Annotated in this window: 21 protein-coding genes; 10 read left to right on the top strand and 11 right to left on the bottom strand. The window is 54.6% G+C overall.

What is annotated here, in order from left to right; all coding sequences use genetic code 11:
- The first annotated feature begins 2 nt into the window (after positions 1 to 2).
- The 5 genes from AAIG26_RS02785 (at position 3) to AAIG26_RS02765 (ending at position 6,182) form a co-directional block, all read left to right on the top strand.
- On the top strand, positions 3 to 1,217 hold the full coding sequence (locus AAIG26_RS02785; RefSeq protein ID WP_097406736.1) for an ABC transporter permease subunit: 1,215 nt from the start codon (positions 3 to 5) through the stop codon (positions 1,215 to 1,217).
- A 9-nt stretch (positions 1,218 to 1,226) separates the two neighbouring features.
- Positions 1,227 to 2,294 carry an amino acid ABC transporter permease gene (locus tag AAIG26_RS02780; protein ID WP_343179590.1) on the top strand — a complete coding sequence of 356 codons (1,068 nt, stop codon included), beginning with the start codon at positions 1,227 to 1,229 and terminating at the stop codon, positions 2,292 to 2,294.
- The gene (locus AAIG26_RS02775) at positions 2,294 to 3,052 is read left to right on the top strand and encodes an amino acid ABC transporter ATP-binding protein (RefSeq protein ID WP_016496065.1); all 759 of its coding nucleotides are present in this window, start codon (positions 2,294 to 2,296) and stop codon (positions 3,050 to 3,052) included. Before AAIG26_RS02780 ends, AAIG26_RS02775 begins: the two co-directional genes overlap by 1 nt.
- Positions 3,053 to 3,504: 452 nt before the next feature.
- The gene (locus AAIG26_RS02770; RefSeq protein ID WP_016496064.1) at positions 3,505 to 5,043 is read left to right on the top strand and encodes a PAS domain-containing methyl-accepting chemotaxis protein; all 1,539 of its coding nucleotides are present in this window, start codon (positions 3,505 to 3,507) and stop codon (positions 5,041 to 5,043) included.
- A 56-nt stretch (positions 5,044 to 5,099) separates the two neighbouring features.
- Positions 5,100 to 6,182, top strand: a complete 1,083-nt coding sequence (locus AAIG26_RS02765; protein ID WP_343179589.1) for a mannuronate-specific alginate lyase — start codon at positions 5,100 to 5,102, stop codon at positions 6,180 to 6,182.
- Between the two features lie 6 nt (positions 6,183 to 6,188).
- On the opposite strand, the gene AAIG26_RS02760 is transcribed toward AAIG26_RS02765, so the two are convergent.
- The 6 genes from AAIG26_RS02760 to AAIG26_RS02735 are packed head-to-tail and all read right to left on the bottom strand — an operon-like array spanning position 6,189 to position 13,096.
- Entirely contained in the window at positions 6,189 to 6,986 is a 798-nt protein-coding gene (locus AAIG26_RS02760; protein ID WP_343179588.1) for a hypothetical protein, read from the bottom strand.
- A gap of 49 nt (positions 6,987 to 7,035) precedes the next feature.
- The gene (locus tag AAIG26_RS02755) at positions 7,036 to 8,187 is read right to left on the bottom strand and encodes an MFS transporter (protein ID WP_343179587.1); all 1,152 of its coding nucleotides are present in this window, start codon (positions 8,185 to 8,187) and stop codon (positions 7,036 to 7,038) included.
- Positions 8,188 to 8,190: 3 nt separating this feature from the next.
- Positions 8,191 to 9,003: a hypothetical protein gene (locus AAIG26_RS02750; protein ID WP_343179586.1), complete on the bottom strand. Its 813-nt coding sequence runs from the start codon at positions 9,001 to 9,003 to the stop codon at positions 8,191 to 8,193.
- Complete coding sequence (locus AAIG26_RS02745; RefSeq protein ID WP_343179585.1) at positions 8,990 to 10,441, bottom strand: radical SAM protein; 1,452 nt, start codon at positions 10,439 to 10,441, stop codon at positions 8,990 to 8,992. The genes AAIG26_RS02750 and AAIG26_RS02745 overlap by 14 nt, the downstream gene beginning before the upstream one ends.
- Complete coding sequence (locus AAIG26_RS02740) at positions 10,441 to 11,715, bottom strand: glycosyltransferase family 2 protein (protein WP_097406730.1); 1,275 nt, start codon at positions 11,713 to 11,715, stop codon at positions 10,441 to 10,443. The genes AAIG26_RS02745 and AAIG26_RS02740 overlap by 1 nt, the downstream gene beginning before the upstream one ends.
- Positions 11,716 to 11,737: 22 nt before the next feature.
- The gene (locus AAIG26_RS02735; RefSeq protein ID WP_343179584.1) at positions 11,738 to 13,096 is read right to left on the bottom strand and encodes a glycosyl transferase family 2; all 1,359 of its coding nucleotides are present in this window, start codon (positions 13,094 to 13,096) and stop codon (positions 11,738 to 11,740) included.
- Positions 13,097 to 13,578: 482 nt separating this feature from the next.
- On the opposite strand from AAIG26_RS02735, the gene sra reads away from it, so the two are divergent.
- The 3 genes from sra to AAIG26_RS02720 all read left to right on the top strand — a co-directional run bounded on the left by sra (position 13,579) and on the right by AAIG26_RS02720 (position 17,617).
- Positions 13,579 to 13,716, top strand: a complete 138-nt coding sequence (gene sra / locus AAIG26_RS02730) for a stationary-phase-induced ribosome-associated protein (RefSeq protein ID WP_016496058.1) — start codon at positions 13,579 to 13,581, stop codon at positions 13,714 to 13,716.
- 188 nt (positions 13,717 to 13,904) lie between these two features.
- Entirely contained in the window at positions 13,905 to 15,608 is a 1,704-nt protein-coding gene (locus tag AAIG26_RS02725) for an NAD-dependent malic enzyme (protein ID WP_016496057.1), read from the top strand.
- Positions 15,609 to 15,910: 302 nt separating this feature from the next.
- The gene (locus tag AAIG26_RS02720) at positions 15,911 to 17,617 is read left to right on the top strand and encodes an ABC-F family ATP-binding cassette domain-containing protein (RefSeq protein ID WP_343179583.1); all 1,707 of its coding nucleotides are present in this window, start codon (positions 15,911 to 15,913) and stop codon (positions 17,615 to 17,617) included.
- 206 nt (positions 17,618 to 17,823) lie between these two features.
- Here the strand turns inward: AAIG26_RS02720 and AAIG26_RS02715 are convergent, their stop codons facing one another.
- The gene (locus AAIG26_RS02715; protein ID WP_343179582.1) at positions 17,824 to 18,426 is read right to left on the bottom strand and encodes an inorganic diphosphatase; all 603 of its coding nucleotides are present in this window, start codon (positions 18,424 to 18,426) and stop codon (positions 17,824 to 17,826) included.
- Between the two features lie 275 nt (positions 18,427 to 18,701).
- Between AAIG26_RS02715 and adhP the strand changes: the two genes are divergently transcribed.
- A complete protein-coding gene (adhP, locus tag AAIG26_RS02710; RefSeq protein WP_343179581.1) occupies positions 18,702 to 19,712 on the top strand; it encodes an alcohol dehydrogenase AdhP in 1,011 nt (336 codons plus the stop codon).
- Between the two features lie 64 nt (positions 19,713 to 19,776).
- Positions 19,777 to 20,211 carry a glyoxalase gene (locus AAIG26_RS02705; RefSeq protein WP_343179580.1) on the top strand — a complete coding sequence of 145 codons (435 nt, stop codon included), beginning with the start codon at positions 19,777 to 19,779 and terminating at the stop codon, positions 20,209 to 20,211.
- A 131-nt stretch (positions 20,212 to 20,342) separates the two neighbouring features.
- Here the strand turns inward: AAIG26_RS02705 and araJ are convergent, their stop codons facing one another.
- The 4 genes from araJ to fdnG form a co-directional block, all read right to left on the bottom strand.
- A complete protein-coding gene (araJ, locus tag AAIG26_RS02700) occupies positions 20,343 to 21,515 on the bottom strand; it encodes an MFS transporter AraJ (protein ID WP_343179579.1) in 1,173 nt (390 codons plus the stop codon).
- A 193-nt stretch (positions 21,516 to 21,708) separates the two neighbouring features.
- A complete protein-coding gene (fdnI, locus tag AAIG26_RS02695) occupies positions 21,709 to 22,365 on the bottom strand; it encodes a formate dehydrogenase-N subunit gamma (RefSeq protein WP_045508358.1) in 657 nt (218 codons plus the stop codon).
- Positions 22,358 to 23,242: a formate dehydrogenase subunit beta gene (gene fdxH, locus AAIG26_RS02690; RefSeq protein WP_016496044.1), complete on the bottom strand. Its 885-nt coding sequence runs from the start codon at positions 23,240 to 23,242 to the stop codon at positions 22,358 to 22,360. The genes fdnI and fdxH overlap by 8 nt, the downstream gene beginning before the upstream one ends.
- A 12-nt stretch (positions 23,243 to 23,254) precedes the next feature.
- Entirely contained in the window at positions 23,255 to 26,302 is a 3,048-nt protein-coding gene (gene fdnG / locus AAIG26_RS02685; RefSeq protein WP_343179577.1) for a formate dehydrogenase-N subunit alpha, read from the bottom strand.
- Positions 26,303 to 26,460: the final 158 nt, after the last annotated feature.

The raw sequence follows: 26,460 nt of genomic DNA, 5'->3' as shown, positions 1-26,460 counted from the left end.
TAATGATGAAACAGTCTGACAACTCCGGTGTTCTGGCGTCGGATGCGACGCGCGAGGCCACCGCGTTTCGCCTTTTCACCTTTTTTGGCAGTCAGTCCGTGCGCAGCGCCTGCTACCAGTTGCTGCTGGCGGCGCTGCTTGCAGGATTTAGCTACTGGCTCTACAGCAACGTGGTGGAAAACCTGCATGCGCAACGCATTTCTACCGGTTTCGGTTTTCTGCACCAGCCTGCGCACTTCGCTATTGGGGAAACGTTAATTCCCTACTCCGCGAATGACACCTACACCCGCGCGCTGGTGGTTGGATTTCTTAATACCCTCTATGTGACGCTGTGCGGCATTGTGCTGGCGACACTGCTCGGATTTTTGGTTGGTATTGGCCGGGTTTCCAGAAACTGGCTATTGATGAAAGTGTGCGTCACTTACGTGGAGCTGCTGCGTAATGTCCCGGTGATCCTGCATGTGATCTTCTGGTCGATGGTGATCCGCAACCTGCCCGCGCCGCGCCAGGCGATAGAACTGCCGGGCGGTTTTCTTACCAACCGGGGCTTAACGTTCAGCGTTCCGGCGGCGCACAGCGGCTGGCAGTGGACATTGCTGGCGCTGCTGGCTGGCTGTGTGTTAAGCCTGCTGGTTTCACTGCTTGCGCGTTACTGGCGCGAGCGGCGCAGCAAAGTGCTGCCCACTGGACGTATTCGCCTCGCGCTGATTATCGGCCTGCCGCTGCTGGTGTGGTGGTTGTCCGGCGCGCCCCATGCGCTGAATACGCCGGAGCTGCGCGGGTTTAACTTTCGCGGTGGGTTTACCATCAGCCCGGAATTTACCGCGTTGCTGCTGGGCATCTCGCTCTACTCGTCTGCCTATATCGCCGAAATTGTTCGCGCGGGGATTCAGTCCGTGCCCAAGGGGCAACTGGAAGCGGCGCGCGCGCTGTCGTTTTCATCGTGGCATGTCATGCGCTATGTCGTCATTCCGCAGGCGATGCGGGTGATGGTGCCGCCGCTGGCTAGCAAATATGTGAGCCTCGCGAAAAACAGTTCGATAGCCGTGGTGATTGGCTACCCGGAACTGGCGAATATCAGCAACACCATGATGAGTCAGACCGGCCAGGCGCTGGAGGCTATAGCCATTATGATGGTGGTGTATCTGGTCATTAGCGGTACCACCTCGCTGTTGATGAACCTGTTTAACCGCTACGTCGCCATTAAAGAGCGCTAAGGAACCGTTATGCAAAATCCTGTGGTTTTCTGGCTACGACAGCATTTATTTAGCAGCGTTGCACAAAGCGTATTGACGCTGCTGTTATTAACCGTGCTGGCGCTGGTGGGGTCAACGATCCTGCGCTGGGGCGTGATAGACGCGGTCGGTTTTAACGGGACGGCCGAGCAGTGCCGGGCGGCGGCTGGTGCCTGTTGGGCGGTGATCGGCGAGAAGTATCGTCCGATCCTCTTCGGGCTCTATCCGTATGATGAGCAGTGGCGTGCCGCCCTGGCGGTGCTGGTGTGGTTTGTCACCGTCGGGCTTTCGCTGTCGCCGATGTGCTGGCACTCGCGCCTGTTGTGGCCGCTGTGGATAGTCTCGCTGGTTGTGATGTCAGTGCTGATGAGTGGCGGTCTGTTCGGGCTACCTCCGGTCTCTTCTGCGGACTGGGGCGGTCTGCCGCTGACGCTGCTGCTTTTTTCCGGGACGGTGATTATTGGCATGCCTGTGTCGGTGGCGCTGGCGCTGGGCCGCCGCTCTCCGCTACCGTTTTTGCGCGGTTTGTCGGTGGTGTTTATTGAAGGGTTACGCGGCGTACCGTTGATCACGATCTTATTTGTCGCCGTGAACGTTTTTCCGCTGTTTTTACCGGCCGGGATGGAAGTGAACAAGCTGCTGCGGGTGATTATTGGTATTGCCCTGTTCTTTGCCTGCTATCAGGCTGAAGTGATCCGTGGTGGTTTGCAGGCGGTACCGAGCGGTCAGTATGAAGCGGCCGCGGTGCTGAATCTGGGTTACTGGCACACCACCACCAAAATTGTGCTGCCGCAGGCGCTGCGCATCTGCCTGCCGGCGGTAACCAACCATATTATTGCGGCGATGAAGAACTCGTCATTCGTGATCATTATCGGCCTGTTCGATGTTCTGACCGCCACCACCGCAGTGATGCAGGACCCGGTATGGCGTCGTTATTACATTGAAACCTATGTGTTTATCGCCGGCCTGTATTTACTGTTTGGCTTTTCGCTTTCCCGTTACGCGGTGTGGATCGAAGGACGCATCGATGAACGCCGCAACCCTGAAGGAGTTTCCTGATGCAAACCACAACGCCCCCGCACGATGCGATCATTCAAATGACCTCCGTCAGCAAATGGTACGGGAAATTTCAGGTGCTGGATGATGTTTCGCTCAGCGTAAAAAAAGGCGAACGCGTGGTGATTTGCGGGCCATCCGGTTCCGGTAAATCGACGCTTATCCGCTGTATTAACCGGCTGGAAGAGCACCAGAAAGGCCAGATTCTGGTGAACGGTATCGAAATGAATGACAACGTGCGCAACATCAGCCGCATTCGTTTGAGCATCGGCATGCTGTTTCAGCAGTTTAATCTGTTTCCGCATTTAAGCGTGCTGGATAACCTGATTATCGGCCCCACGCTGGTGCGCAAGATGAGCCGCCCGCAGGCAACGGAGCTGGCGATGCACTATCTGGAAAAAGTGCAGATCGCCAACCAGGCGCATAAGTTCCCGTTGCAGCTCTCCGGCGGCCAGCAACAGCGCGTGGCGATTGCCCGCGCGCTCTGTATGCAACCGGAGATTATGCTGTTTGACGAGCCAACCTCGGCGCTGGACCCGGAAATGATCAAAGAAGTGCTGGATGTGATGCTGGATCTGGCGGACAGCGGCATGACGATGATTGTGGTCACGCATGAAATGGGCTTTGCCCGTACCGTGGCGGATAACGTGATTTTGATGGCCGACGGTCGCATTGTTGAATCCGCGCCGCCGGAAACGTTTTTCACGCAGCCTGCGCATCCGCGTACCCGTCAGTTCCTCGATCAGATCCTCAGCCATTAATTGCAGTGCGGCGGTTTTCCGCCGCACTGCCGTCGCAATCAATATTCTGCTGCTGCATCGTTAATAACCATAAATAAATTACTGGTATTGTGGTTTTCTTATACCTGGGACTTTATCTAAAAGTAAAAATGTTAGCCTGCGATGTTAATGTTTCTATTTTTGATCGTCTATTTATTCGCCTTTGCTGCATCACTGGCTATTAATTTGACTTAAGAATGTACTTATGGCTGGTTTGTTTTTTTGTCGTCATTTTTCTTTCGCAAAATCATAACAATATTTATAAATTGAGTCGTAAGTATGACTAAAAAAATATTTAACGCAGCTACTTTCCGTTGCCGATAACTTTGTGGAGAATGCACTGGTAATAACAAAAACTCACTGGCCGGTAAATTATAAAAAAGCCTATTACCGCGTCAGCAATTTATTGATCGCGGTACATTACGGGGTTTTTCATGAAGCGTAACACTCCTGTTACACAGAAAGAGTATTTGCTTAACGATGGGGCGACGCTGTTGTCGACCACAAATACGCACAGCCATATTACTTATGCCAATACGGCATTTATTGACGCCAGCGGATTTACCGAAGACCAGTTGATGGGCGAAGCGCACAATATTATTCGCCACCCGGATATGCCCGCCGCCGCTTTTGGTGATATGTGGTTTACCATCCAGCAAGGTGATAGCTGGACCGGGATGGTGAAAAACCGCCGCCAGAACGGCGATCATTACTGGGTGCGCGCTAACGTGACGCCGGTTTATCAGCAAGGTGAGTTGACCGGTTATATCTCGGTGCGGAATATTCCACAACGCGATGAAATTGACGCCAGCGCCGCGCTTTATGATCAAGTGAATGAAAACAAACTTCGCGGTTTCCGTTTTTATAAAGGTTTAGTAGTTCGCCGTGGGTTATTTTCTTTCCTTTCAATTTTCCAGCGGATTAGTGTTTCAAAACGGATTAACCTGGGCGCCATTATTACCGCTGCCCTGTTAGTGGTATTGCAATTCCTGCCATTTAATGCTGCTGAAAAAGCCGGTGTAACGGTTATTGCATTGGGATTACTTTCCGCTTTTTTGCAGAGCCAAATATCACGCCCGCTCAAAATAGTTTTGTCACAAATGCAAAAAGTGGTCTCCGGGCGAAAAGCCGACTACCGCCATTTTAACCGCGTGGATGAAATCGGTTTGCTGATGCGCCTGGTAAACCAGTCCGGGTTGAACCTTAATTCGCTGGTGGGCGATGTTTCCGCGCAAATAAAAGGCATTCGCGTGATCAGCGGGCGCATTTCCAGCGAAGGCGACTCTCTGCGGCAACGTACGGAAGAGACCTCCGGCGATCTGCACCAGACTGCGGCGGCAGTTGAAGAGATCGCCAGCGCGGTAAGGCAAACGGCGGAAACCGCAACCGAAGCGATGGCGCGCGCGGATGAGACCAGCGCGAGCGCGATGGAAAGCGGCGATGTGATGAAAAAGACCATTGCCATGATGCAGTCGGTTTCCGCAGACAATAATAAAATCGTCGACATCATTGGCGTCATCGACAGTATCGCTTTCCAGACCAATATTCTGGCGCTGAATGCGGCGGTGGAAGCGGCGCGTGCCGGTGAATCCGGGCGCGGTTTTGCCGTGGTTGCCGCGGAAGTGCGTAATCTGGCGCAACACTCCGCCTCTGCCGCGCGTGAAATTCAGACGCTTATCGAACACAACGTGGCTAACGTGAAAAGCGGTGTTGAGATGGTCGAGAACACCGAAACCCACCTGACAGCGATGATCGAAAGCGTGATCAATATGTCGGCGATGATTAAAGAGATCGGCATCGCCACCCACGAACAGACCCAGGCGCTGGAGCTGATTAACCAGTCCGTTTCACGTATTGGTGCCATGACGCATAACAACACCGGCATGGTGGAGCATGTCACCAGCGCGGCGGAAGATCTCTCTGAACGCGCCGCCCGCCTGCATCGCGCGGTGCATGTTTTCGGCGGTAGCTGATAGTCCAGGACACCATGCTATAGTGCTGCTCCCGGTCGTGGAAAACAGGACATAGCATGGTGTTTCTAAGAGCAGTGCTGATCTTCATCTTTTCGGCAGCCGCCCATGGCGCCGATCGTCTTTCTCCTCCCGCCGGGTTTATGCAACCGCCGGAACACCACCCAGCAAAAGCGGTTAACTGCCCCACAGCCCCCGCGCCTTTTACTGGCGTGCTGGATTTTCAAAGTAAATATGCAGGCTCCGACAGCGCGCGTGCCACGCTCAACCCTGAAGCCGACGCCGCTTTCCGCCAGCAAACCAGACCAATTACCGATATGGAGCGCTTTGTCAGCCGCCAGGTAACCGCCTGGGCGCAAAACGGGAACCCGTCGAATGTCGCCTGTGTGGTCAACGCCCTGGCAGACTGGGCCAGCGCGGGGGCGTTAACCGGCGATGCGAAGAACCATACCGGCAGATCAATGCGTAAATGGGCGCTGGCCACCTTCTCTTCTGCCTGGCTGCAGTTGCAATATTCGCCTCAGCATCCGCTGCGCGCTTATCCGGCTCAGCAGGCAAATATTGAGCGCTGGCTCAGCACACTTGGCGATTTAACTGTTAACGAATGGCATGATTTACCGCTGAATAAAGTCAATAACCACAGCTACTGGGCGGCCTGGGCCATTATGGCAACCGCGGTCGTCACGCAGCGGCGCGATCTCTTTACCGACGCGCTGGATATTTACCGTACGGCGATGCAGCAAATTGATCCGCAAGGTTTTTTACCCAACGAACTGCGCCGTCGTCAGCGGGCGTTCTCTTACCACAATTACGCTATCCAGCCGCTGGTGATGATTGCGCTGTTTGCCCGTGCGAACGGTGTCGATCCAGAAGCGGAAAATCACGACGCGCTGCGGCGTCTGGGGGAAGTGGTGATTGGCGGGTTGACCGATGCGCAGCCGTTTGCGCAAAAGACAGGCGCGGCGCAGGATGTGTCGTTTTTACAGCACCCGACCAATCTGGCCTGGCTTGAAGGCTGGTGCCAGCTTTATAGGTGTGATGATCCGCTGCGCCAGCGTATAGCGTCCCTGCGCCCGCTGCAAAACACCCGTCTGGGCGGTGATCTCAGCCATCTGATGGCCGCCACCGCCCGACAGGAGTAAGTGAGGTTAACCGGCGTTTCCGGCTATCGCCAGATAGTCCGTATAGAGTTGTGGCGCACCGGAAAACGATGCGAGCGTGCGCCACTCGTCATACATCCGTTCCGTATCCTGATGTGCGGCGACAAAGGCCAGTGATTTTTCCGTGGAGACATCCAGCCCCGGATGAAAGGCGTTCAGCGACGCCAGACTCTCGATTTCCAGCATCACCGCGTACTGATCGAGACGATTACCGCCCTGACCTTTCAGCATGTGGAATTTCCAGCCGGGGTAATCTTCGACGCGGTGGATATTGTCAGTAATGAATTTTTCGAACGTCTGCGGCAGCACGCCCGCACGCAGGGCGAGGTTGTGGAAACCGACGACGCGCGCCACCGTTTCTTGCCCGGCTTTGGCCTGGTAATTCGGCCCATCCGGCAACGAGCTATGCGTATTTTCCGCCACCAGGGAATAAGTGGTGAAAATGGTCGGCAGCTCGGCAAACGTCGCGAAGGTTTTCCACTCAGCAATCAGCGCCAGCGCCTGCGGGTGTTGCTGCCAGAATTGCTGCGCTTCGGCGGTCTGCTCGCCACTGGCTGTCACATAGCGGGCATACTGCTGCGCATCCGGCGCTTCGTACAGCATCAGATACTCGTTTTCTCGCTCACCGCGCAAACCTTTAAGCAACGTCCAGCGCCAGCCCGGATACGCCGGGATCTGCACACCGCGCTCGCAGGCGAATTGCTCAAAATCGCCCGCCGTTACCCCTTTTTTCAGGTTGAGGCCAATGTAATGCACGCTAAAAACTGCATGAGATGGGTAATTCATAAAGACTCCTTTCTTTTTTTCAATTTTCACAACACGGGCGTGCCCGTGGTTAATGGATAATGTTGCGCGCCAGCAGGCTAACCAGCAGCAGAAGCACAATGCCGGCGCTGAACACCGCGCTCAGGCTGAAATGTTGAGCCATGGCGCCAATCAGCGCCGGGCCGCTCAGCAATCCCGCATAGCCGAATAACGTGACGGCGGGCAGCGCGAAGTGCGACGGCACACCGGGCTGATTCCCCGCACCGGAGAAAAGCACCGGCACAATGTTCGCCAGCCCCGCGCCAACCAGCACGAACCCGGCAAGAGAGAGCATGGCGCTATGCAGTGAAACCATCACCAGCAACCCTGCCGCGGCACACACTCCGCCGAAGAGCAGCACGCGCACGTTGCTATACGTGTTGATTAAGCGATCGCCATATACCCGCCCCAGCGCTACGGCAATGGAGTAGAGCGTAAAGCCCAGGCCCGCCTGCTGCGCGGGCATCTGCCGTTCGCTGTGCAGGAAAACGGCGGACCAGTCCAGCATCGCGCCTTCGATCAGAAAGATAAAAAAACAGACGATGGCGATGAAAAGCACATGCGGATGCGCCAGCGTTCGCAGCAGGCTTCCTTTCGCGTCGGTTTGTTGCGGGCGCCTGGCTAATAAATGGCCGGATGAAGCCAGCGCGATCGCCAGAATCAGCAGCGCAATCAGTAAAATGGCGTGTCGCGGCGCCACACCTGCCCACAACAACAGGCTGACGCTTCCGGCACCCGCGATGCAACCCAGGCTATAAAAGCTATGGAAACCGGCCATTCTTGCCTGTCCGGATTCACGCTCAACCACCACCGCCTGGCTGTTCATCGACACATCGAGCAGGCCATTTGCCGCGCCGAAAAAGAGCAGAACCCCGCCCATCACGACGGGGGAATCGATAAACAACATTACGGGCAGATCGAGACACAACACCAGGGCGCAGCAGAGGATCACGGCCCGACAGCCAAACCGGCTGATTAAGCTACCGCTGAACGGCATTGCCAGCATCGACCCTGCGGCAATGCAAAACAGCAGCAAACCCAGCGCGCCGTCATCAACGTGCAGCGTGGCTTTCACCAGCGGGATCAGCGGTGCCCACGCGGAGACCGCCAGACCGGCGATAAAAAATATCCCCCGCGTCGCATGCTGTGCGCCGGTATTTGTGGCCGGGTTAGGCGTTGTCATTGGCTACACTCCTTGTCCCTGGCTTTCGGCCACGGCCAGATAATCGGTGTAGATTTGTGGCGATCCCGAGAAGGACGCGAGCTGTTTCCACTCCTCGTACATCTGTTTGGTGTCCCGGTGCGCGCTGGCGAAAATCGCTGCCTGATCGGTGGCGATATCCGGTTCAGGATAGAAAACATCCAGCGCCGCAAGACTTGCGATCTCCATCATCACCACATATTGATCCAGCCGGTTGCCGCGCTCGCCTTTCAGCAAGCGGAATTTCCAGTCCGGGTAATCTTCAATACGCTGGTAATTTTCGGCGATAAAGGTCTCGAAGGTCGCGGCTTCGACATCCGGGCGCAGCGCCAGGTTATGGATGCCAATCACCCTGGCTTCCGGTTCCTCTCCCGGCCGCTCGCGATAACGGGGGCCATCCATCACGGTGCTTTTTTTGTTTTCTGCCAGCAGACGATAATCGGTGTAGATCGTCGGTAGCGCGCTGAATGTCCCTAGTTGTTGCCACTCCCGCAGCAATTGCTGAGCGTGCGGGCGATCGCGCCAGAACTGACGCGCCAGTTCGGTGAGATTGCCGTCCGCGCGCTGGTAACGATCGCGAAGGTCGGCGTTTTCGATTTCATACAGCATCAGAAATTGCCCGGCGCGCTCTCCCCGCAGGCCGCGCAGCAACGTCCAGCGCCAGCCGGGATAACAGGGGATCTGACACCCTTTCTCACGAACAAACTGCTCAAACTGTTCATTGGTGACCCCGGCTTCGGTATCAATGGCGATGTAATAAAGGCTAAAAACCGGTGTTGATGCGTCAGTGTGTTTCATGCGCGACCTCCTGGCTGTCGGCGAATGTGAATTGGGTATTAATGATCGCTTCCACCAGCGTGACGCCATTTGGCGTAAGCGTGACGTTATCGCCAGTCACGGTGATGAGCGCTTTTTGCGTTAACGTTTCTAACGCGCGGTGAATAACCGGGTTGTGGAAAAAGCTGCGACCGTCGAAGCGCTGGCGGAATTCGCTATCGTTGACCGGACGCAGAGTGGAGAGCGCCATTTTGAAGGCATTAACTTCGCGCTGAAGCGGTGAAAAACCCTGTTGCGATTCAATGGGTAAGCGCCCTTCTTCCAGCGCCTGGGAGTAGTGTTTGTAATCCGTAATGTTGATCGCCTCCGACTGCGTGCATTTCGAACTGCCGCCAAGACCAATCGCCACTTCCGGATACTGTTTATCAAGATCAGTAATCAGCCCTTTCCACTTCTCCGCAGGCTGGGTGCGCTGATGGAAATACATGGTGGGATGCTCAGTGTACTCATCGGCGAAGTAGCGCTCGATCAGCTCACGCATCTGGTACTGCTTACCCAGCCCCGGAAAGCGGCTGGTCGTCCCTTTTTTCTGCCATAAACTCTGGCGCTGCCCCGATACCCCGGTGCGCTGCTTCATCAATTCCGCCATATGCAGCTTTGTGCAGACGACATGGGAAAGCGCCAGTTCGCGGCACTTCTCCATATCATATTTCACGTCATCGACGCTTTGCCCTGGCAGGCCGTAGATCAGATCCACACTTATCCAGTCGAAACCGACTTCGCGCGCGTTCGTAATCGTCTGTTCGCAGGTTTCCGCGCTATGTTTGCGTCCACAGGCCTCGATAAGCTGGTTATTGAATGACTGGACGCCAAAACTGATTTTGCTGAATCCCAGCGTTTTGAGCAGCTGCAGATAGGCATTTGTCAGCGTTGCCGGTTCCCCTTCAAAGCGCAGCGTGGCGGCAGAAAAGTTAAAATTGTTGCGGTAAAACTCAATCAGACGCCGAAGTTCCGCTTCCGGCAGCAACGACGGCGTGCCGCCGAAAACGTTAAATTCGCCCACTTCCGCGTGGGCAAGCGCGGGCACGTTTTGCAGCCACAACGTTGCTTCCTGAATGTTCTGATCCACCACCCGGTGAAAAACGGCCCGCGAGGGGGCGCTCTGCGGATTAATGATAATGGTCGGGAACTGGCAGAAATGGCAGCGGTAGCGGCAGGTGGGAATCGACGCCCAGAGATGGATCTGCGCTGCCTGTTTAATGTCGTGTTCCATCTCGCGGAAAAAGGCGTCCTGTGGGTAGTCTTTGATGTCGCCCGGAAACACGTGGCAACCAAAAGGATCCCGGTAGACGTACTCCAGCAAGGTGTGATTTTCCGGCGCCGCCAGAAAGTCGTACACGCGTGGCACCGGGTAGTGCGGGTCGAGATCGTTCAATGAATCCAGAAGTGCGCTGTTCATCAGAAGACTCCCCCGTTGGCAAAGTAGTTATGCGCCATGCCGGACTCGCGATCCTCACAGAAATACCAGACGAAACGCTGGAAATCGCGCTCCTGAACCTCGTCAAAACAGGCTGGCAGCGGCGGCGGGAAACCAATGTCTTCGCCCATCGCGCGGCGCATGGCGCTGAAAATCTCGTCGCGAAATTCGAAATAGAGCCGGTAAGCGGGCGTTTTATAGGCGTGGATGGGCGTGAAATCGATAATGCGTGTTTCGTGTTTGATGGCCTCGATGCGCCGGAACAGGCGATCGGCTACCACCGGACCGAAGAAGTCACGCACGGCGTCGCTGTCTAACAGCAGGTGCGGGTTGAGAAGCACCGGCAGCACAATGTTTTTCGGCACGTAATCTTTTATGGAGTAGTGCCAGGCCTGCAACGACTGCGCCGGTGTCGTGTCGCTCAGCGAGGTTTGCTGTCCCCCTTCCGGACGGACATCTTTCATGATGATGATGCCATCCTGTCCATAAGCGACACCGGTTATCACTTCCTGCAGAATGGTGTCCACGCGGCGGCTGTTGATTTCAACATGGGAATCGCGTGCGTAGACAGGTTTTCCGCCCGCGGCGATCACGCGAATACCGAAATCCCAGTCATCGGAAAGGTGCTCGACAAACCGGCCGTTATTGAGTTGGTAAAAGATCTCAATGCCGCCGACTTTGTCGTACATCGTACGTTCAACGGCAAAACCTTTGCCATCCGGGAAGCCGCCAAACAGCGAGAAGGAGACATCGCGGCAGCGCAGCGTTTTCTGGATCTCCGCAAACAGGTTCGGGCGCAGCCGGAAGTCGTTTTCGTTGTAGTAGTAATTACAGGTGCCTAAATCCCCTGCTTCCTCGACCATTTTTTCAATTAGCGTGTGCAGCCACCAGCTGTCCACGGTACAGTCCGCATCGGCCGAAACGATATAGTGCTTACGGTTTATGCCAAGGCGTTTATCACGCGCTTTTGAACGCAGCGAGGCGTAGTCCATTCCGCATTTTCGCGCGGAGGAGACACCCTGCGTGGTTTCCTTGATGATATGAATATCCATTGCCGGATTGAGCCGATGAAAATCCTCTATTTGCGCTACTGAATCGTCGGTGGAATTATTATCCACCACGATCAGCTCCCAGTTATCATGTGTCAGCATGTTATTACGCGTTCTTTGATGAAGTAACGAGACAAGCACAGAATTAATTCTGTCGCTCTCGTTATAAACGGGTAAGACAATCGAAACATAAACATTGTTACGCATATATACTCTCCCTGAGTATTAATTAAGACTCAATGCTCTTACTGTTAAGTATTTTCTTACCAATAAGAAAATTTTGATAAGCCATTTCTGACATTAACGATTTGTTAGTGATGAGTTTATAAACATTGAGAATAAACTCATCGTCAGGTAAATCATCTTTCTCGGCAGAAATATCCATGACTGGCGCAAAGAAACCATATTGCCCATAGACTTCGTCATAATATTCGTAACGTGTCGAAATGTAACAGCGCCGGTGACTAATCGCTTCACCAATTGGATTTCCATAACTGTCGTAATCCCATGACGTCAGAAAAGAGACGACATCACACGAGTAATATAAATCTTCAATGGTGTAGGTGTTCCTGCCCGGAGGCATGTAACCGTGCTGCAGCCAACCAATAAAGTGTATAAACGGTTCAACCTGTAATGTCCTTGCTAAATCAACCAGCGATTGATAACACTCTGGCGCCTCATGGGGATCGCCTGCGATAACAAGAAATACGTGCCCCTCGCGACCGTGTTGTTGAAATAGCTGGTTGAGTTTTGATACCAGGTAAATATCCCGGTCAAGCCGTTTTTGTGGGATGAGGCGTGTGGTTCGGGCAATCAATATATCATTACAACCTATACCAAGGCTGCGCCGCATATCACTATGACTTCGCGCCTCGCTAAAGTTGTAAGCGTTCTTTTTAACTTTAACTTCAACAGCATAGTTACACCATTCTTCAAGTTTTGCTTTCAAATCCTCATTAAGCGTAACGTAGGTGATATAGGGGGATTTTATGGGTTTGATGGCATATGGGTATGGATAAGCACCATATTTCATCACCGTTTTTTCGCTGTTCCACATTAAATCATGGTCGCGCCAGGTGACGAATTTCTCTAAATCATATCGCTTCCCATATACATCTATTGCAATATATAGAGCCTTTGTATAAATAATATTTTCCGGAAGCGTGCCGTTTTCAACATAAACCGTACCGATATTGAGTTGCTCCCATTGCAGCACGATTTTTTTTGCCAGTTGGCATGCTGTTTTATCAATCACAGAAAGAATTCTTTCACGTTCCGCTGATGAAACGGTTATTTTCTGGCTAATCAATACATTATGCGAGTACTCGATAAAACCGGGGTTGTAGTCAGGTAGGCTGGTAATGTCATTTATTCGTACAAGCGTAAATCCACCTTTATATATAGCATTCTCCCATTCATATGGTTTATTGAATTTGCCTTTATCAATCTTGATGTCGTAACCAAGATCAAGATAAGGCTTAATTCCCTTGTGCACTAACTCTTGTGCTGTTTTGAATGCTTCAACAGTAATTCCTGAAAAAGCAACAGCATCAAAAGAAATAAAAATTACTCCATTTCTAACGTCCATGGAATTACCTCTTTCTCATTGCGAAGATATTTTTTTAATTATTCCATTGATGCTAAGAAAAGCATATTACGGCCTGGGTTTAAAGTGGTTGGTATCGCAATGTTGAAGATAATGTCATTTTTTTACTTTTCGTCACATAAAAAAGCGAAATGATGTTTCATCCGTAATATATCAATTTAATTATTGTAACCATTAAGCAACTTTGTGAAGGCGTTTAAACTCAAGAATATTCTACTTTAATTGAGGCCATTCGGAATTTTTACTCGCAAACCCTATAGTGTGCAGGAATTTAATCTGTTAGAGAGGCTTTATTATTTATCGCGATAAAACCTAAAGGTAACTTTTCTTATTGCACTTTATACCGGGATGTCCGAGGATAACAGTTCGGTATGTTTTTTGTACCGCGCAATGATGAGATTGAATTTCGCCCGGTCAGTCACCGGGCTTGTCCTTGAAACATTGAACTGGATTAAGGAGTAAGCATGAAATCGAACCGTCAGGCACGTCATCTTATGGGGCTGGATTACAAAGTGTCGAACACCCGCAAAGTTGTCACGAAAGACAACCAGGAAGAGACGGTGGTCACTCACCGCTCCGGGCGTCATCGCCGCGCAGGCTGATTTGTCCACCCTCACCACCCCGTCCGGGGTGGTGTTTTATCCCCCCTCTCCTTGTTATTGCTAAAAATTCAATCAACGAATACCGCGATCGGGAAGTATTTGCTGAAGCGATGCTTTATACTTGCGCCCGCCGCTGTACCTGCCCGTGACTCACCCCCACGGGAGAAAGTTGATCAAGGAGCTGTAAGATGAATGCAAAGCATAATAAAAACCGATCGTTATATATCCCTTACGCTGGACCCGTGTTGCTGGAGTTTCCGTTGCTGAACAAAGGCAGCGCCTTCAGCATGGAAGAGCGCAGCAACTTCAACCTGCTTGGCCTGCTGCCAGAAGTGGTTGAAACCATTGAAGAACAAGCCGAACGCGCCTGGTTGCAGTATCAGGGCTTTAAAACCGACATCGATAAGCACATCTATCTGCGCAATATTCAGGACACCAATGAAACCCTCTTCTATCGGCTGGTCGAAAATCATCTCGAAGAGATGATGCCGGTGATCTATACCCCAACCGTCGGCTGGGCGTGCGAGCGTTTCTCTGATATTTACCGCCGCGCACGCGGGGTGTTCATCTCCTGGCAGAACCGCGCCAGCATGGACGACATCCTGCAAAACGTGCCGAACCACAACATCAAAGTGATCGTGGTGACCGACGGGGAACGCATCCTCGGTCTTGGCGACCAGGGCATCGGCGGCATGGGTATTCCGATTGGTAAGTTGTCGCTTTACACCTCCTGCGGCGGTATCAGCCCGGCTTACACCCTGCCCGTCGTGCTGGATGTTGGCACCAACAACCAGCAGTTGATTAACGATCCGCTCTATATGGGCTCGCGTCATCCGCGTATCACTGGCGATGATTACTACGCTTTTGTGGATGAATTTATTCAGGCGGTGAAACAGCGCTGGCCGGACGCGCTGTTGCAATTTGAAGACTTCGCGCAGAAAAATGCCATGCCGCTGCTGAACCGTTATCGCGATGAAATCTGCTGCTTTAACGATGACATCCAGGGCACGGCGGCAGTCACTGTCGGGACGCTGATCGCCGCCAGCCGCGCGGCGGGCAGCCAGCTCAGCCAGCAGAAAATCGTCTTCCTTGGCGCGGGTTCCGCCGGTTGCGGTATTGCGGAACAAATCATTGCGCAGACTCAGCGTGAAGGGTTGAGCGAAGCGGACGCCCGTCAGAAGGTCTATATGGTTGACCGTTTCGGCCTGCTGACGGACGAAATGCCGAATTTGCTGCCGTTCCAGAGTAAGCTGGTACAAAAACGCGAAAACCTGCAAAACTGGGACACCGGCGCGCAGAATGAAGCCCTTTCCCTGCTGGATGTGGTGCGTAACGTGAAACCGGATATTCTGATCGGTGTTTCTGGACAGACCGGGTTGTTCACGGAAGAGATCATCCGTGAAATGCACAAACACTGCCCGCGACCGATTATCATGCCGCTGTCAAACCCGACCTCGCGCGTGGAAGCAACGCCGCAGGATATCATTAGCTGGACGGATGGGATGGCGCTGGTTGCCACCGGCAGCCCGTTCTCGCCCGTGCAGTGGAAAGAGAAAACCTACCCGATTGCCCAGTGCAACAACGCCTACATCTTCCCGGGCATCGGTCTGGGGGTTATTTCCAGCGGCGCGTCACGCATTACGGATGAAATGCTGATGGCGGCAAGCGAAACGCTGGCGGAATACTCCCCGCTGCTGCTTAATGGCGAAGGGTTGGTGCTGCCGGAGCTTAAAGACATTCAGCAAGTTTCACGCGCCATAGCCTTTGCCGTTGGCAAAATGGCGCAACAACAAGGTCTGGCGGCAAAAACCTCGGCCGAAGCGCTGAAGCAATCCATTGACGAAAACTTCTGGGAGCCGAAGTACCGCAGCTACCGCCGTACTTCTATTTAATCTCCGCACCCGGCGCCGCAGTGCGCCGGGTTTTTCCCTGCTGGTAAAACATTCATTTCCCCGCTAAACTCCTTTTCACCCATTAACTTACTGAATATAAAAAAGGAGGCTACTTATGCTGTATTGTGAATTGTTTGACTATTCACATGCCTTTGGCGATCGCGCCAGCTCAAGCGTTATCGGTTTCGTGCTGCGATAACTTCGGCTTGAGCGAAGACAACAATCCCTTCCCTTGGGCTTACCAGGTTATCGTCAGCGATGTTTGACGAGGCACGCTCGTGCCTGTAACTCTTGAGTAAGCAATGAGCACATTACTATCTGCACAATCCATCCGTGTTGAAACGGCGTTTGGTCCGTTATTTTCCGATCTCTCCTTCACCCTGAAAAAAGGCGATCGCCTCGGGCTAATTGGCGACAATGGCTGCGGCAAAAGTACGCTGCTAAAAGTGCTGGACGGTTCGCTGTCGCCGCTTTCCGGCAACGTGACGGTGGCAAACCAGTGCCTGCTGGCGCGCGTTGAGCAACATCTGCCCGATGCCCTGTTATCGATGACGCTGCTTGATGCAGTACTGGCACAGCTCCCGTCGACGGAGCGCGACAGCCAGCGCTGGCGCGGCGAAGCATTACTGGCCAGCATGGGGCTGAGTCCGCAGGAAATCGCCTTAACGGCCGCCACGCTGAGCGGTGGGCAACATACCCGCTTGCTGCTGGCGCGGGCGCTTATCCGCGAACCGGATCTGCTGCTCCTGGATGAGCCGGGCAACCACCTCGATCTGCCCACATTGCTGTGGCTGGAACAGTTTCTGCAAAGCTGGTCCGGCAGTTTCGTGATGGTGTCGCACGACGCGGCGTTACTGGATGCGGTGACCAATGGCAGCTGGATCCTGCGTGACCATACGCTGCACAGCTTCGCACTCCCCTGTAGCGCGGCGCGGCAGGCGCTGGAAGCGCGGGATGAGAGCGATGCCCTGCGTCACAAAGCGGAGCAAAAGGAGATCGACCGCGTTACCGCCAGCGCCAAACGGCTGGCCACCTGGGGGCGCGTCTATGACAACGAAGATCTGGCGCGCAAAGCGAAACAGATGGAGCGCCAGGTTGAACGCCTGAAAGAGAACCAGACCGAACTGACCGAGGGCAGCCAGTGGCGGCTGGCGCTGCATGGCGAGGAACTTAGGGCGGACCGTCTGCTGGAGATGGAACAGCTCGCTGTTCCGCCTGCGCCCGGATTACCGGACTTGTTCCGGGTGCCGGTTGCGCGGCTGAAAAGCGGCGATCGGGTCGCCATTGTCGGGCGTAACGGCTGCGGGAAATCCTCGCTGCTGCGTCTTATCTGGCGGGCTTACCAGCAGGAAAGCGCATCCGGGTTGCGTCTGCATCCCCGGCTGAACGCCGGTTACTACGACCAGACGCTGCATCAGTTGCCGGATGACGCCACGCTGTTTGACGCGCTAGAGCCGTTTGCCCCCACGCCACAGGATCGCAAAATGGCGCTCATCAGCGCCGGTTTTGCCTGGGCGCGTCACGGGCAACGCGTGGCGACACTCAGCGGCGGTGAGCGCTCCAGGTTGCTGTTTGTCGGTCTGTCGCTGGCGCACTTTAACCTGCTGATGCTGGATGAGCCAACCAACCATCTGGATATGGCAGGCAAAGAGGCGCTGGCGCAAACGCTGCAACAGTTCAGCGGCGGTGTGTTGCTGGTCAGCCACGACAGATCGCTTATCAGCAGTAGCTGTAACCGCTTCTGGCTGGTGGAAAACGGTGAGCTGAGCGAATGGCATGATGCTGAGGCGGTGTTCGAACGCCTGCGCGAAAGTGTCCGCCACGAGCAGACAGCGCCGGAGGCGCTTAGCGTCGCCGCTGAGCCAGAGGATATTGATGCCCTTCTGGAGCGGTTAATCAAGCTTGAAACCCAACTGGCAGAAGACCTGGCGCGTAAAGCGAAGCACCAGAAACCGCAACTTCAGGCGCAGTGGCGCGAGGAGATTGCCCGCCTGCAACAACGGTTGTAATACCACAGCAAACAGGCGCCGTAAGGCGCCTGTTTTTTAACACCAGCCTGTGCTGCGGGTCAGCAACAGGTGCTGGTTTATTCTTTTCGCCCGGAGGAGACACCCTGCGTGTCCTCGGATCGACATCATGCAGAACCGGCAGAGACTTTTTAGTGAGGACGTCACTCAAAAAGCGCAACCCATGTCAGCGGTATGCAGGCGGTTTCTTACTGCTGCGTTTTTTTCGCTTTCCAGGCCTCCCATGCCTGTTTGATTTCCTGCTTTGCGGTTGCCGCGTCGTTAAAACCGTTCAGCTCCACTTTTTTACGTCCGTCCGGCAACTGTTTGTAAACGCGGAAGAACGCTTCCAGCCGTTGCTGCTCGATTTTAGGCAAATCGGTGATGTTTTTAATGTCGTCATAGGTCGGGTCGATTTTGCTGGCCGGTACGGCAACAATTTTGTCGTCCGTTTCGCCGCCATCAATCATTTTCAGCACGCCAATCGGGCGCAGCTTAATCAGCGTTCCCGGTGCCAGCGGCGCGCGTGTGTAGAAAATCACATCCAGCGGATCGCCATCCCCCGCCAGCGACTGGGTGAGCGAGCCGTAGTTCGCCGGGTAAGCCACCGGCATTGACTGAAAGCGATCAGCCACGATAAAGCCGGTTTCGGCGTCCGTTTCATACTTAATAATGCCGCCCGCCGGGATTTCCGTTACCGCGTAGAACTCTTCCGGGTTATTTTCCGGCTGCGGAAACGCAAGAATATTGTGTGCCTGAACCGAGGCGGATAAGAGAACGCTGACGGCCAGCAGTTTTTTCACCAGATGCATTGTTAATCACTCTTTTGTTATAGAAAGCAACAATTTGGCGGCATTTGATGACAGTAGCATGACATTGATGCTGCGAACTCTATAACCTTATTAACAGAGTGGTTACTGATTATTTACCCTACCTAAACCAGGGGAAAGGCGCTGAAAGTATTACAGCATGTTGCCCTGCTCTTGAATGTCCATCCTAAACCATTAATTCTAAAGACGTATATTACGGATGAAGCCATACGCCACACCCGGATCTCAGTTCCATGCCTCATCACAGGAGAAACACCATGAAGGCTGCTGTTGTTACAAAAGATCATCAGGTTGAAGTGACTCAAAAAACATTGCGCCCGCTGAAACATGGCGAAGCGTTACTGAAAATGGAGTGCTGTGGCGTTTGCCATACGGACTTGCACGTGAAAAACGGGGATTTCGGCGACAAAACCGGTGTGATCCTCGGACACGAAGGCATTGGTATTGTCACTCAGGTGGCCGAAGGCGTGACCTCGCTGAAAGTGGGCGATCGCGCTTCTGTGGCGTGGTTTTTTCAGGGCTGCGGCCACTGCGAATATTGCAACAGCGGCAACGAAATCTTGTGCCGTGAGGTAGTCAACGCCGGTTACACGGCCGATGGCGGCATGGCGGAAGAGTGCATTGTGGTCGCGGATTATGCGGTGAAAGTGCCGGACGGTCTGGACTCCGCCGCGGCCAGCAGCATCACCTGCGCGGGCGTGACCACCTATAAAGCGGTGAAAGTTTCGCAGATTAAACCGGGCCAGTGGATTGCTATCTACGGTCTCGGCGGGTTGGGTAACCTGGCGCTGCAATACGCCAAAAATGTGTTTAACGCCAAAGTCATCGCCATCGACGTAAATGATGAGCAGCTTAAACTCGCTGCCAGCATGGGCGCGGATCTCACCATCAACTCGCGCAGCGAAGATGCGGCAACAGTGGTGCATGAAAAAACTGGCGGTGCACATGCCGCCGTAGTTACCGCGGTGGCAAAAGCAGCCTTTAACTCGGCTGTTGATGCCGTGCGTGCCGGTGGGCGCGTGGTGGCCGTGGGTCTGCCGCCAGAAGCAATGAGCCTCGATATTCCGCGCCTGGTGCTGGACGGCATTCAGGTCGTTGGTTCGCTGGTCGGTACGCGTCAGGATCTGCACGAAGCTTTCCAGTTCGCCGCCGAAGGCAAAGTGGTGCCGAAAGTGGCGCTGCGCCCGCTGGAAGATATCAACGCCATCTTTAAAGAGATGGAACAGGGCCAGATCCGTGGTCGTATGGTGATCGACCTCCGCCATTAATCACCGGGCATTGCCTATAATCGGGGGGCATGACTGCCCCCTTTTTTCTGACACAGAGGTGCTTATGACCCCCACTATCCCTGGGCTTGAAGTGCTGTTTATCGCCGGTTTCGGCCCCATTCCGCAAAACGTTGCCGACAGCCAGGCGTTTTACCAGCACACCCTTGGGCTGCCGTTGAAACCGATGGAGGGCGCGAGCGATTACCTCGTCGCCGACCACGATGCGCTCGACGGCGCAAAACATTTCGCCCTGTGGCCGCTGCATCACGCCGCCGCGTCGTGCTTTGGCGCAGATAAATGGCCGGATTCCCACCCCGTTCCGCAAAGCTGGATTGAATTTGAAGTGCAGGATTTGGCTACCGCTACCGATGTGTTGGTCAACAAAGGGTATCAACTGCTGGTTGCTAACCGTCTGGAACCCTGGGGGCAGAGCGTCACGCGCCTGCTTGCGCCTGAGGGGGTACTGGTCGGGCTGACCATTACGCCCTGGCTGCGTTAACAGGTGGGTTTACCGGGGCATGCCCCGGTTGTTCGCTTTGCTGAGTGTTCACGCGTACCGGATGAATCCGGATAAAGACGCCGATATGCTTTTTTCGCATTTAACCCGGCGGATGTTCACCGGGTTGCGCCTTAGTGCTGAACAGCCTGTTGCGGTTGATGCTTTGTTTTTCGGTGACCATAGATCAGAAGCGAGGTCATGGCGGCAAACGTCAGCACCGCCGCCGGTAACGTCAGGTAGCTGTAAGTGAAACCAAACGCAATAATCAACCCGCCAAACCAGGCACCGACTGCGTTGCCGAGGTTAAACGCCATCTGTCCCCCCGCCGCGCCGAGCATTTCACCGCCCTTCGCATTTTGCAGCAGCATGATTTGCAGCGGCGCAGAGAGCGCAAACAGCCCGGCGCAGCAGACAAAACCAAGCGACAACGCCCCCACTTTGCTTTCACCGGCGACAAACAGCGCCAGCATCGCCAGCATAATCAGTAATTCCGTTACCGCCGCGATGCGCACTGGGCTGAATTTCACCGAAAGCCTGCCGCTGAACATATTGCCCAGCACCATGCCGAGCCCCATCAGCATCATGATCAGTGTCATCGCGCTTTCGCTGAAACCGGAAACATTGACCATAAACGGCTTCACATAGCTAAACCAGGCGAATACACCCGCATTGCCAAACATGGTGGCGGCAAAAATCAGCCACGGTTCTGGTTTTTTCAGGAAGTGAAACTGCTCGCTCAGGCGGCTTTCGCTGGTATCAAACAGCGACGGCACCCAGGCAATCACCGAGACGATCACCAGCGCGAAAAAGACGGCGATCAGCAAGAAGGTGTAGCGCCAGCTGAACGCGTGTCCGATCCACGTGCCGAGCGGAATGCCAATCAGATTGGCGACGGTCATTCCGGCGATCATCCCGGCTACCGCCATGGTCACTTTTCCCGGCGGCGCGATTTTAGAGAGGATTATCGCCCCCACGCCAAAAATCGCCCCGTGCGGGAAACCGGAAATCAGGCGCGCGATAATCAGCATGGTGTAGGAGCTGGAGAAGGTAAAAATGGCGTTACCGGCGAGACACAGCGCCACCAGAAACAGCAGCGTATTTTTCAGCGAAAAGCGGTTCGAAAAGAGCGCCATGATCGGTGCGCCAATCACCACGCCAAAGGCGTAAGCGGAGATCATGTGCCCCGCCGAAGGAATTGAAATGCCGACATTGTTCGCGAGTTCGGTCAACACGCCCATAATGCCGAACTCCGCCATGCCCAGACCAAAGGTCGCAAGTGCCAACGAAAAAACGGTTTTTTTCATACCACTAACCACTTGTTAAAAGTTTGCGACAGGCATTATTGACTATTCATGCCACAGCGACCAGTTGAAATGGCCGGGCTGACATATAAATCCATGCATTCGGGCAGATTAATGAATAAAGCGCAAAAGGGGGAAACGCAGGTGTGAGGAAAGAAAAAACCGCTCCGAACGGTTATCCGGAGCGGTTTGCAGATTATTTAATGCCTTCGGTGCTCTCTTTTTTCGCTTCCAGACGCTCCACATCGCGATACCAGCGCGGGTGGTGTTTCTGCGCCCAGCGGCGGCTCACTTTCCCTTCAACCATCCCTTTGATGGAGCCTTTCACCCAGAACGCCATATACATATGGATCAGGATAGCGTGCAGCAAAATGATCGCCGAAGTGGCGTGCAGCAGCAGGCTGTAGCGGATCACCTGAATCGGGAAGTAGTGCGCAAAGTACGGGCGCCAGATAATCACCCCGGTTACCAGCAGCACAAAAATCATGCTCATGATTGACCAGAACATCATCTTTTGCCCGGCATTGTATTTGCCGACTTTCGCCACCTTGTGCTCGTTGCCTTTCAGCACTTCGACAATGTTTTTCAGCCACGGCAGATCCTGCTTGTCCGGGATGTTGTGATGCACAAAACGCACAAACATAAACATCAGCGCGAGGAAGACAACCACGCCAAAGAACGGGTGCAAAATGCGCCCCATCTGCGGCGTGCCGAAAGTTTCCGTCAGCCATTGCAGCGTCGGGAAGAAAAACGAAATGCCGGACAGCGCGACCAGGAAAAAGCAGATCACCACCGTCCAGTGACAGGCGCGGTCGATAAACGTGGTGCGCACAATCATTTTTGACTTACTCATGGTGCTCCTCTTCATCGTCATCCACCTCTTTGTTCGGCCCGATGCCGATGTAGTGGTAAATCAGCCCGGCGAAGGTGGCGAGGAAGCCCGCCGCCGACAACGGTTTCAGTACCCCTTTCCACAGGTTGACCGAGGTATCTATCTGCGGATCTTTCGGCAGGTTGTGGTACAACCCAGGCTGATCGGCGTGATGCAGCACATACATCACATGCGTACCGCCCACGCCCTGCGGGTTGTAGATGCCCGCACTGGCGTAACCGCGCGCCTTCAGCTTTGCCACGCGCTGCTCGCCAAGCTCCAGCATTTCGGCTTTGGTGCCGAAATGGATAGCGCCGGTCGGGCAGGTTTTCACACACGCGGGCTCCTGGCCGACGCTGACGCGATCGACACAGAGCGTGCATTTGTAAACGCGGTTATCCTCTTTGTTGAGGCGCGGCACATTAAACGGACACCCGGCGATGCAGTACCCGCAGCCGATACAGTTCTCCTGCTGGAAATCGACAATACCGTTGGCGTACTGAATAATCGCCCCCGCCGACGGGCAGGCTTTCAGACAGCCCGGTTCCGCGCAGTGCATACAGCCATCTTTACGGATCAGCCACTCCAGTTTGCCGTTCTGCTCGGTTTCGCTAAAACGCATCACCGTCCAGGATTTGGCGCTCAGATCGGCCGGGTTATCGTAAACCCCGACGCAGTGCCCCACTTCGTCACGAATATCGTTCCACTCCGAACAGGCCACCTGGCAGGCTTTGCAGCCCACACAGGTGGAAACGTCGATAAGTTTGGCGACTTCCGCTTTGTAATCACGCGCCCGCGGGGGCGGCGTGACCGGGTTGGTGGCGGAGCGTTTCAGAATGTCCTGCGTTTCCATAGCCATTATTTCGCTCCTTTACGCCTTCTCGATATTGACTAAAAACGCTTTGTACTCCGGCGTTTGCGAGTTTGCGTCGCCCACGTTCGGCGTCAGGGTGTTGGCGATATAACCTTTTTGCGCCACCCCTTCAAAGCCCCAGTGCAGCGGAATACCAATGGTTTCCACCGGCTGACCATGAACCTGCAAAGTCCGCAGACGACGCGTCACCACCGCGACCGCGCGAATAAAGCCGCGCTTGCTGCTCACCGTCACGCGATCGCCGTTGGCGATGCCTTTTGCCGCCGCCAGCGTTTCGCTGATTTCGACAAACTGCTGCGGCTGAGCGATGGCGTTGAGACGCGCATGCTTGGTCCAGGTGTGGAAATGCTCCGTCAGGCGGTAGGTGGTGCCGACATACGGGAACTGATCTTTTTTCCCCATCCGTTTGGCATCGTCCTCGAACAAACGCACTACCGGGCTGGAGATCACGTTCGGATGCAGCGGGTTGGTGCCCAGCGGTGTCTCCACCGGCTCGTAGTGTTCCGGGAATGGCCCTTCCGCCAGCTTGTCGAGGGCGAACAGCCGACCCAGCCCCTCCTGCTGCATGATGAATGGCCCGGTATTGCTGCCCGGCGGCGCGGTGTTGAAGTCCGGGATGTCGTTGCCGACCCACTTCGCCCCGTTCCACTGGATCAGCATCCGTTTCGCATCCCACGGTTTACCCTGCACATCCGCCGACGCGCGGTTGTAGAGCACGCGGCGGTTTAGCGGCCACGCCCACGCCCAACCGAGCGTATTGCCAAGCCCGGACGGATCGGCGTTATCGCGGTTCGCCATCTGGTTACCCTGCTCCGTCCAGCTCCCGCTGTAGATCCAGCACGATGAGGCGGTGGTGCCGTCATCGCGCAGCAGCGCAAAGCTATTGAGCAGTTGGCCTTTTTTCGCCAGCAGTTGCCCGTTGGCGTCATAGAGATCCGCCAGCGCGTAGCCGTTGTTCTCTTTCGCCACCTCTTCCGAGTGCGGGTTGTGCGGCTGACGGTAGTTCCAGGACATCTTCAGCAGCGGCTCGGCGCCTTTGCCGCCTTCGGTGCGGTACATCTCGCGCAGGCGGTGGTAAATCCCGGCGAGGATTTCGCCATCGTTCAGCGCTTCGCCCGGCGCGTCCTGGCCTTTCCAGTGCCACTGTAACCAGCGGCCGGAGTTGGCGATCGAGCCATCCTCTTCGGCAAAGCAGGTCGATGGCAGACGGAACACTTCGGTCTGGATATCCGCCGGGTTGACGTCGTTCATCTCACCGTGGTTCTGCCAGAAGGTGGAGGTTTCAGTCACCAGCGGATCGATAACCACCAGGTACTTCAGCTTGCTCAACGTGCTGACCACTTTGTTTTTGTCCGGGAACGACGCCACCGGGTTAAAGCCCTGGCAGATATAACCGTTGACTTCGCCTTTCGCCATCTTGTTGAAGTACTTGATCACATCCCAGGCCTGATCCCACTTCGGCAACCAGTCAAAGCCCCAGTTATTCTCTTTCTGCGCCGCGTCGCCGTAGAACGACTTCATCAGGCTGACAAAGAACTTGGGATAGTTGCTCCAGTAGTTCACCTGGTCCGGCAACAGCGCTTTTGGCGTATTCGCCGCCAGGTATTGCTGTAAATCGGTCTGTTTTTCCGACGGCAGCGTCAGGTAACCCGGCAGGCTGGTTGATAACAGCCCCAGATCCGTCAACCCCTGAATGTTGGAGTGCCCGCGCAAGGCGTTTACCCCACCACCGGCCATCCCCATATTGCCGAGCAGCAACTGGATCATCGCCATGGTACGGATGTTCTGCGCGCCGACGGTGTGTTGCGTCCAGCCCAGGGCGTACAGGAAGGTAGTGGTTCTGTCCGCCGCGCTGGTTGAGGCCAGCACGTCACACACTTTCAGGAAGTCCGCTTTTGGCGTACCGCAGATGTTTTCGACCGTTTCCGGCGTATAGCGGGCCACGTGCTGTTTCAGCAAGTTCCATACGCAGCGCGGATCGGTCAGCGTGTCATCACGTCTGGCGTAGCCGTTTTCATCAAACTGGTAGTTCCACGAAGTTTTATCGTACTGGCGTTTTTGCGCGTCGTAGCCGCTGAACAAGCCGTCTTCAAAGGCAAAATCGTCCCGCACCAGCAACGCGGCGTTGGTGTAGTGTTTGACGTATTCGGCGTTGATTTTGTTGTTTTCGATCAGGTAGCGCAGCACGCCGGAGAGGAAAGTGATGTCCGTCCCGGAACGTATTGGCGCATAAATATCGGCAACTGATGCCGTGCGCGTAAAGCGCGGATCGACGACGATCAACGTGGCGTCGTTATTGTTTTTGGCTTCCATCGCCCAGCGGAAACCGACCGGGTGGGCTTCAGCGGCGTTACCGCCCATCACCATCACCACGTTGGCGTTTTTGATATCAACCCAGTGGTTGGTCATCGCACCGCGACCAAATGTTGGAGCAAGACTTGCTACCGTTGGTCCGTGTCAGACGCGCGCCTGGTTATCTACCGCCAGCATGCCGAGAGAACGCACGAATTTTTGCGTCAGCATGCCGGTTTCATTACTCGCCGCTGAGGCACACAACATGCCCGTTGACAGCCAGCGATTGACTTTTACGCCTGCGGCATTGTTTTCAACAAAGTTGGCGTCGCGGTCGTTTTTCATCAGACGGGCGATGCGGTTAAAGGCGTCTTCCCAGCTAATGCGCTGCCATTTGTCAGAGCCTGGCGCGCGGTATTCCGGGTAGCGCAGGCGGTTTTCACTGTGTACGTAATCCAGCAGACCGGCCCCTTTCGGGCACAGCGCGCCGCGGCTGACCGGATGATCCGGGTCGCCTTCGATATGATAGATGGCCTCTTTCGCGTTTTTCGCACCATCGCCCAGGCTATACATTAATAACCCGCAACCCACGGAGCAGTATGTACAGGAATTTCGCGTCTCTTTGGCGCGCAGCAATTTATAATTTCGCGCCTGCGCCAGCGCCATTTTGGGAGCAAATCCCAACGCGGCCGCCGTGGTTCCTGCCATTCCGCCCGCGCAGATTTTAAAAAATTGTCTGCGGCTGACGTCCATTGTTTTCCTCAATTATTGTCTTCGACTGCGGCCGGAAAACTAAACATTCCACGCGGTGAATTAATTGCGGTAAATCAATAACGCCTGGCGCTTGATACCTAATAGTCTCGAGCGTTCTCTTTTCATGACTCGAAAGGAGTAGATGGCATGCGATTCAT

Source organism: Kosakonia sp. PSU_27, from assembly GCF_039409795.1.
Lineage (GTDB): Bacteria > Pseudomonadota > Gammaproteobacteria > Enterobacterales > Enterobacteriaceae > Kosakonia.
Note: the sequence above shows the minus strand (reverse complement) of the source record. Positions and strands in the feature narration are given on the sequence as shown.

Excerpts from the sequence above, each read along its gene's own strand:
- AAIG26_RS02785 (WP_097406736.1), top strand. The coding sequence starts at position 3 with ATGATGAAACAGTCTGACAACTCCGGTGTTCTGGCGTCGGATGCGACG.
- AAIG26_RS02780 (WP_343179590.1), top strand. The coding sequence starts at position 1,227 with ATGCAAAATCCTGTGGTTTTCTGGCTACGACAGCATTTATTTAGCAGC.
- AAIG26_RS02775 (WP_016496065.1), top strand. The coding sequence starts at position 2,294 with ATGCAAACCACAACGCCCCCGCACGATGCGATCATTCAAATGACCTCC.
- AAIG26_RS02770 (WP_016496064.1), top strand. The coding sequence starts at position 3,505 with ATGAAGCGTAACACTCCTGTTACACAGAAAGAGTATTTGCTTAACGAT.
- AAIG26_RS02765 (WP_343179589.1), top strand. The coding sequence starts at position 5,100 with ATGGTGTTTCTAAGAGCAGTGCTGATCTTCATCTTTTCGGCAGCCGCC.
- AAIG26_RS02760 (WP_343179588.1), bottom strand. The coding sequence starts at position 6,986 with ATGAATTACCCATCTCATGCAGTTTTTAGCGTGCATTACATTGGCCTC.
- AAIG26_RS02755 (WP_343179587.1), bottom strand. The coding sequence starts at position 8,187 with ATGACAACGCCTAACCCGGCCACAAATACCGGCGCACAGCATGCGACG.
- AAIG26_RS02750 (WP_343179586.1), bottom strand. The coding sequence starts at position 9,003 with ATGAAACACACTGACGCATCAACACCGGTTTTTAGCCTTTATTACATC.
- AAIG26_RS02745 (WP_343179585.1), bottom strand. The coding sequence starts at position 10,441 with ATGAACAGCGCACTTCTGGATTCATTGAACGATCTCGACCCGCACTAC.
- AAIG26_RS02740 (WP_097406730.1), bottom strand. The coding sequence starts at position 11,715 with ATGCGTAACAATGTTTATGTTTCGATTGTCTTACCCGTTTATAACGAG.
- AAIG26_RS02735 (WP_343179584.1), bottom strand. The coding sequence starts at position 13,096 with ATGGACGTTAGAAATGGAGTAATTTTTATTTCTTTTGATGCTGTTGCT.
- sra (WP_016496058.1), top strand. The coding sequence starts at position 13,579 with ATGAAATCGAACCGTCAGGCACGTCATCTTATGGGGCTGGATTACAAA.
- AAIG26_RS02725 (WP_016496057.1), top strand. The coding sequence starts at position 13,905 with ATGAATGCAAAGCATAATAAAAACCGATCGTTATATATCCCTTACGCT.
- AAIG26_RS02720 (WP_343179583.1), top strand. The coding sequence starts at position 15,911 with ATGAGCACATTACTATCTGCACAATCCATCCGTGTTGAAACGGCGTTT.
- AAIG26_RS02715 (WP_343179582.1), bottom strand. The coding sequence starts at position 18,426 with ATGCATCTGGTGAAAAAACTGCTGGCCGTCAGCGTTCTCTTATCCGCC.
- adhP (WP_343179581.1), top strand. The coding sequence starts at position 18,702 with ATGAAGGCTGCTGTTGTTACAAAAGATCATCAGGTTGAAGTGACTCAA.
- AAIG26_RS02705 (WP_343179580.1), top strand. The coding sequence starts at position 19,777 with ATGACCCCCACTATCCCTGGGCTTGAAGTGCTGTTTATCGCCGGTTTC.
- araJ (WP_343179579.1), bottom strand. The coding sequence starts at position 21,515 with ATGAAAAAAACCGTTTTTTCGTTGGCACTTGCGACCTTTGGTCTGGGC.
- fdnI (WP_045508358.1), bottom strand. The coding sequence starts at position 22,365 with ATGAGTAAGTCAAAAATGATTGTGCGCACCACGTTTATCGACCGCGCC.
- fdxH (WP_016496044.1), bottom strand. The coding sequence starts at position 23,242 with ATGGCTATGGAAACGCAGGACATTCTGAAACGCTCCGCCACCAACCCG.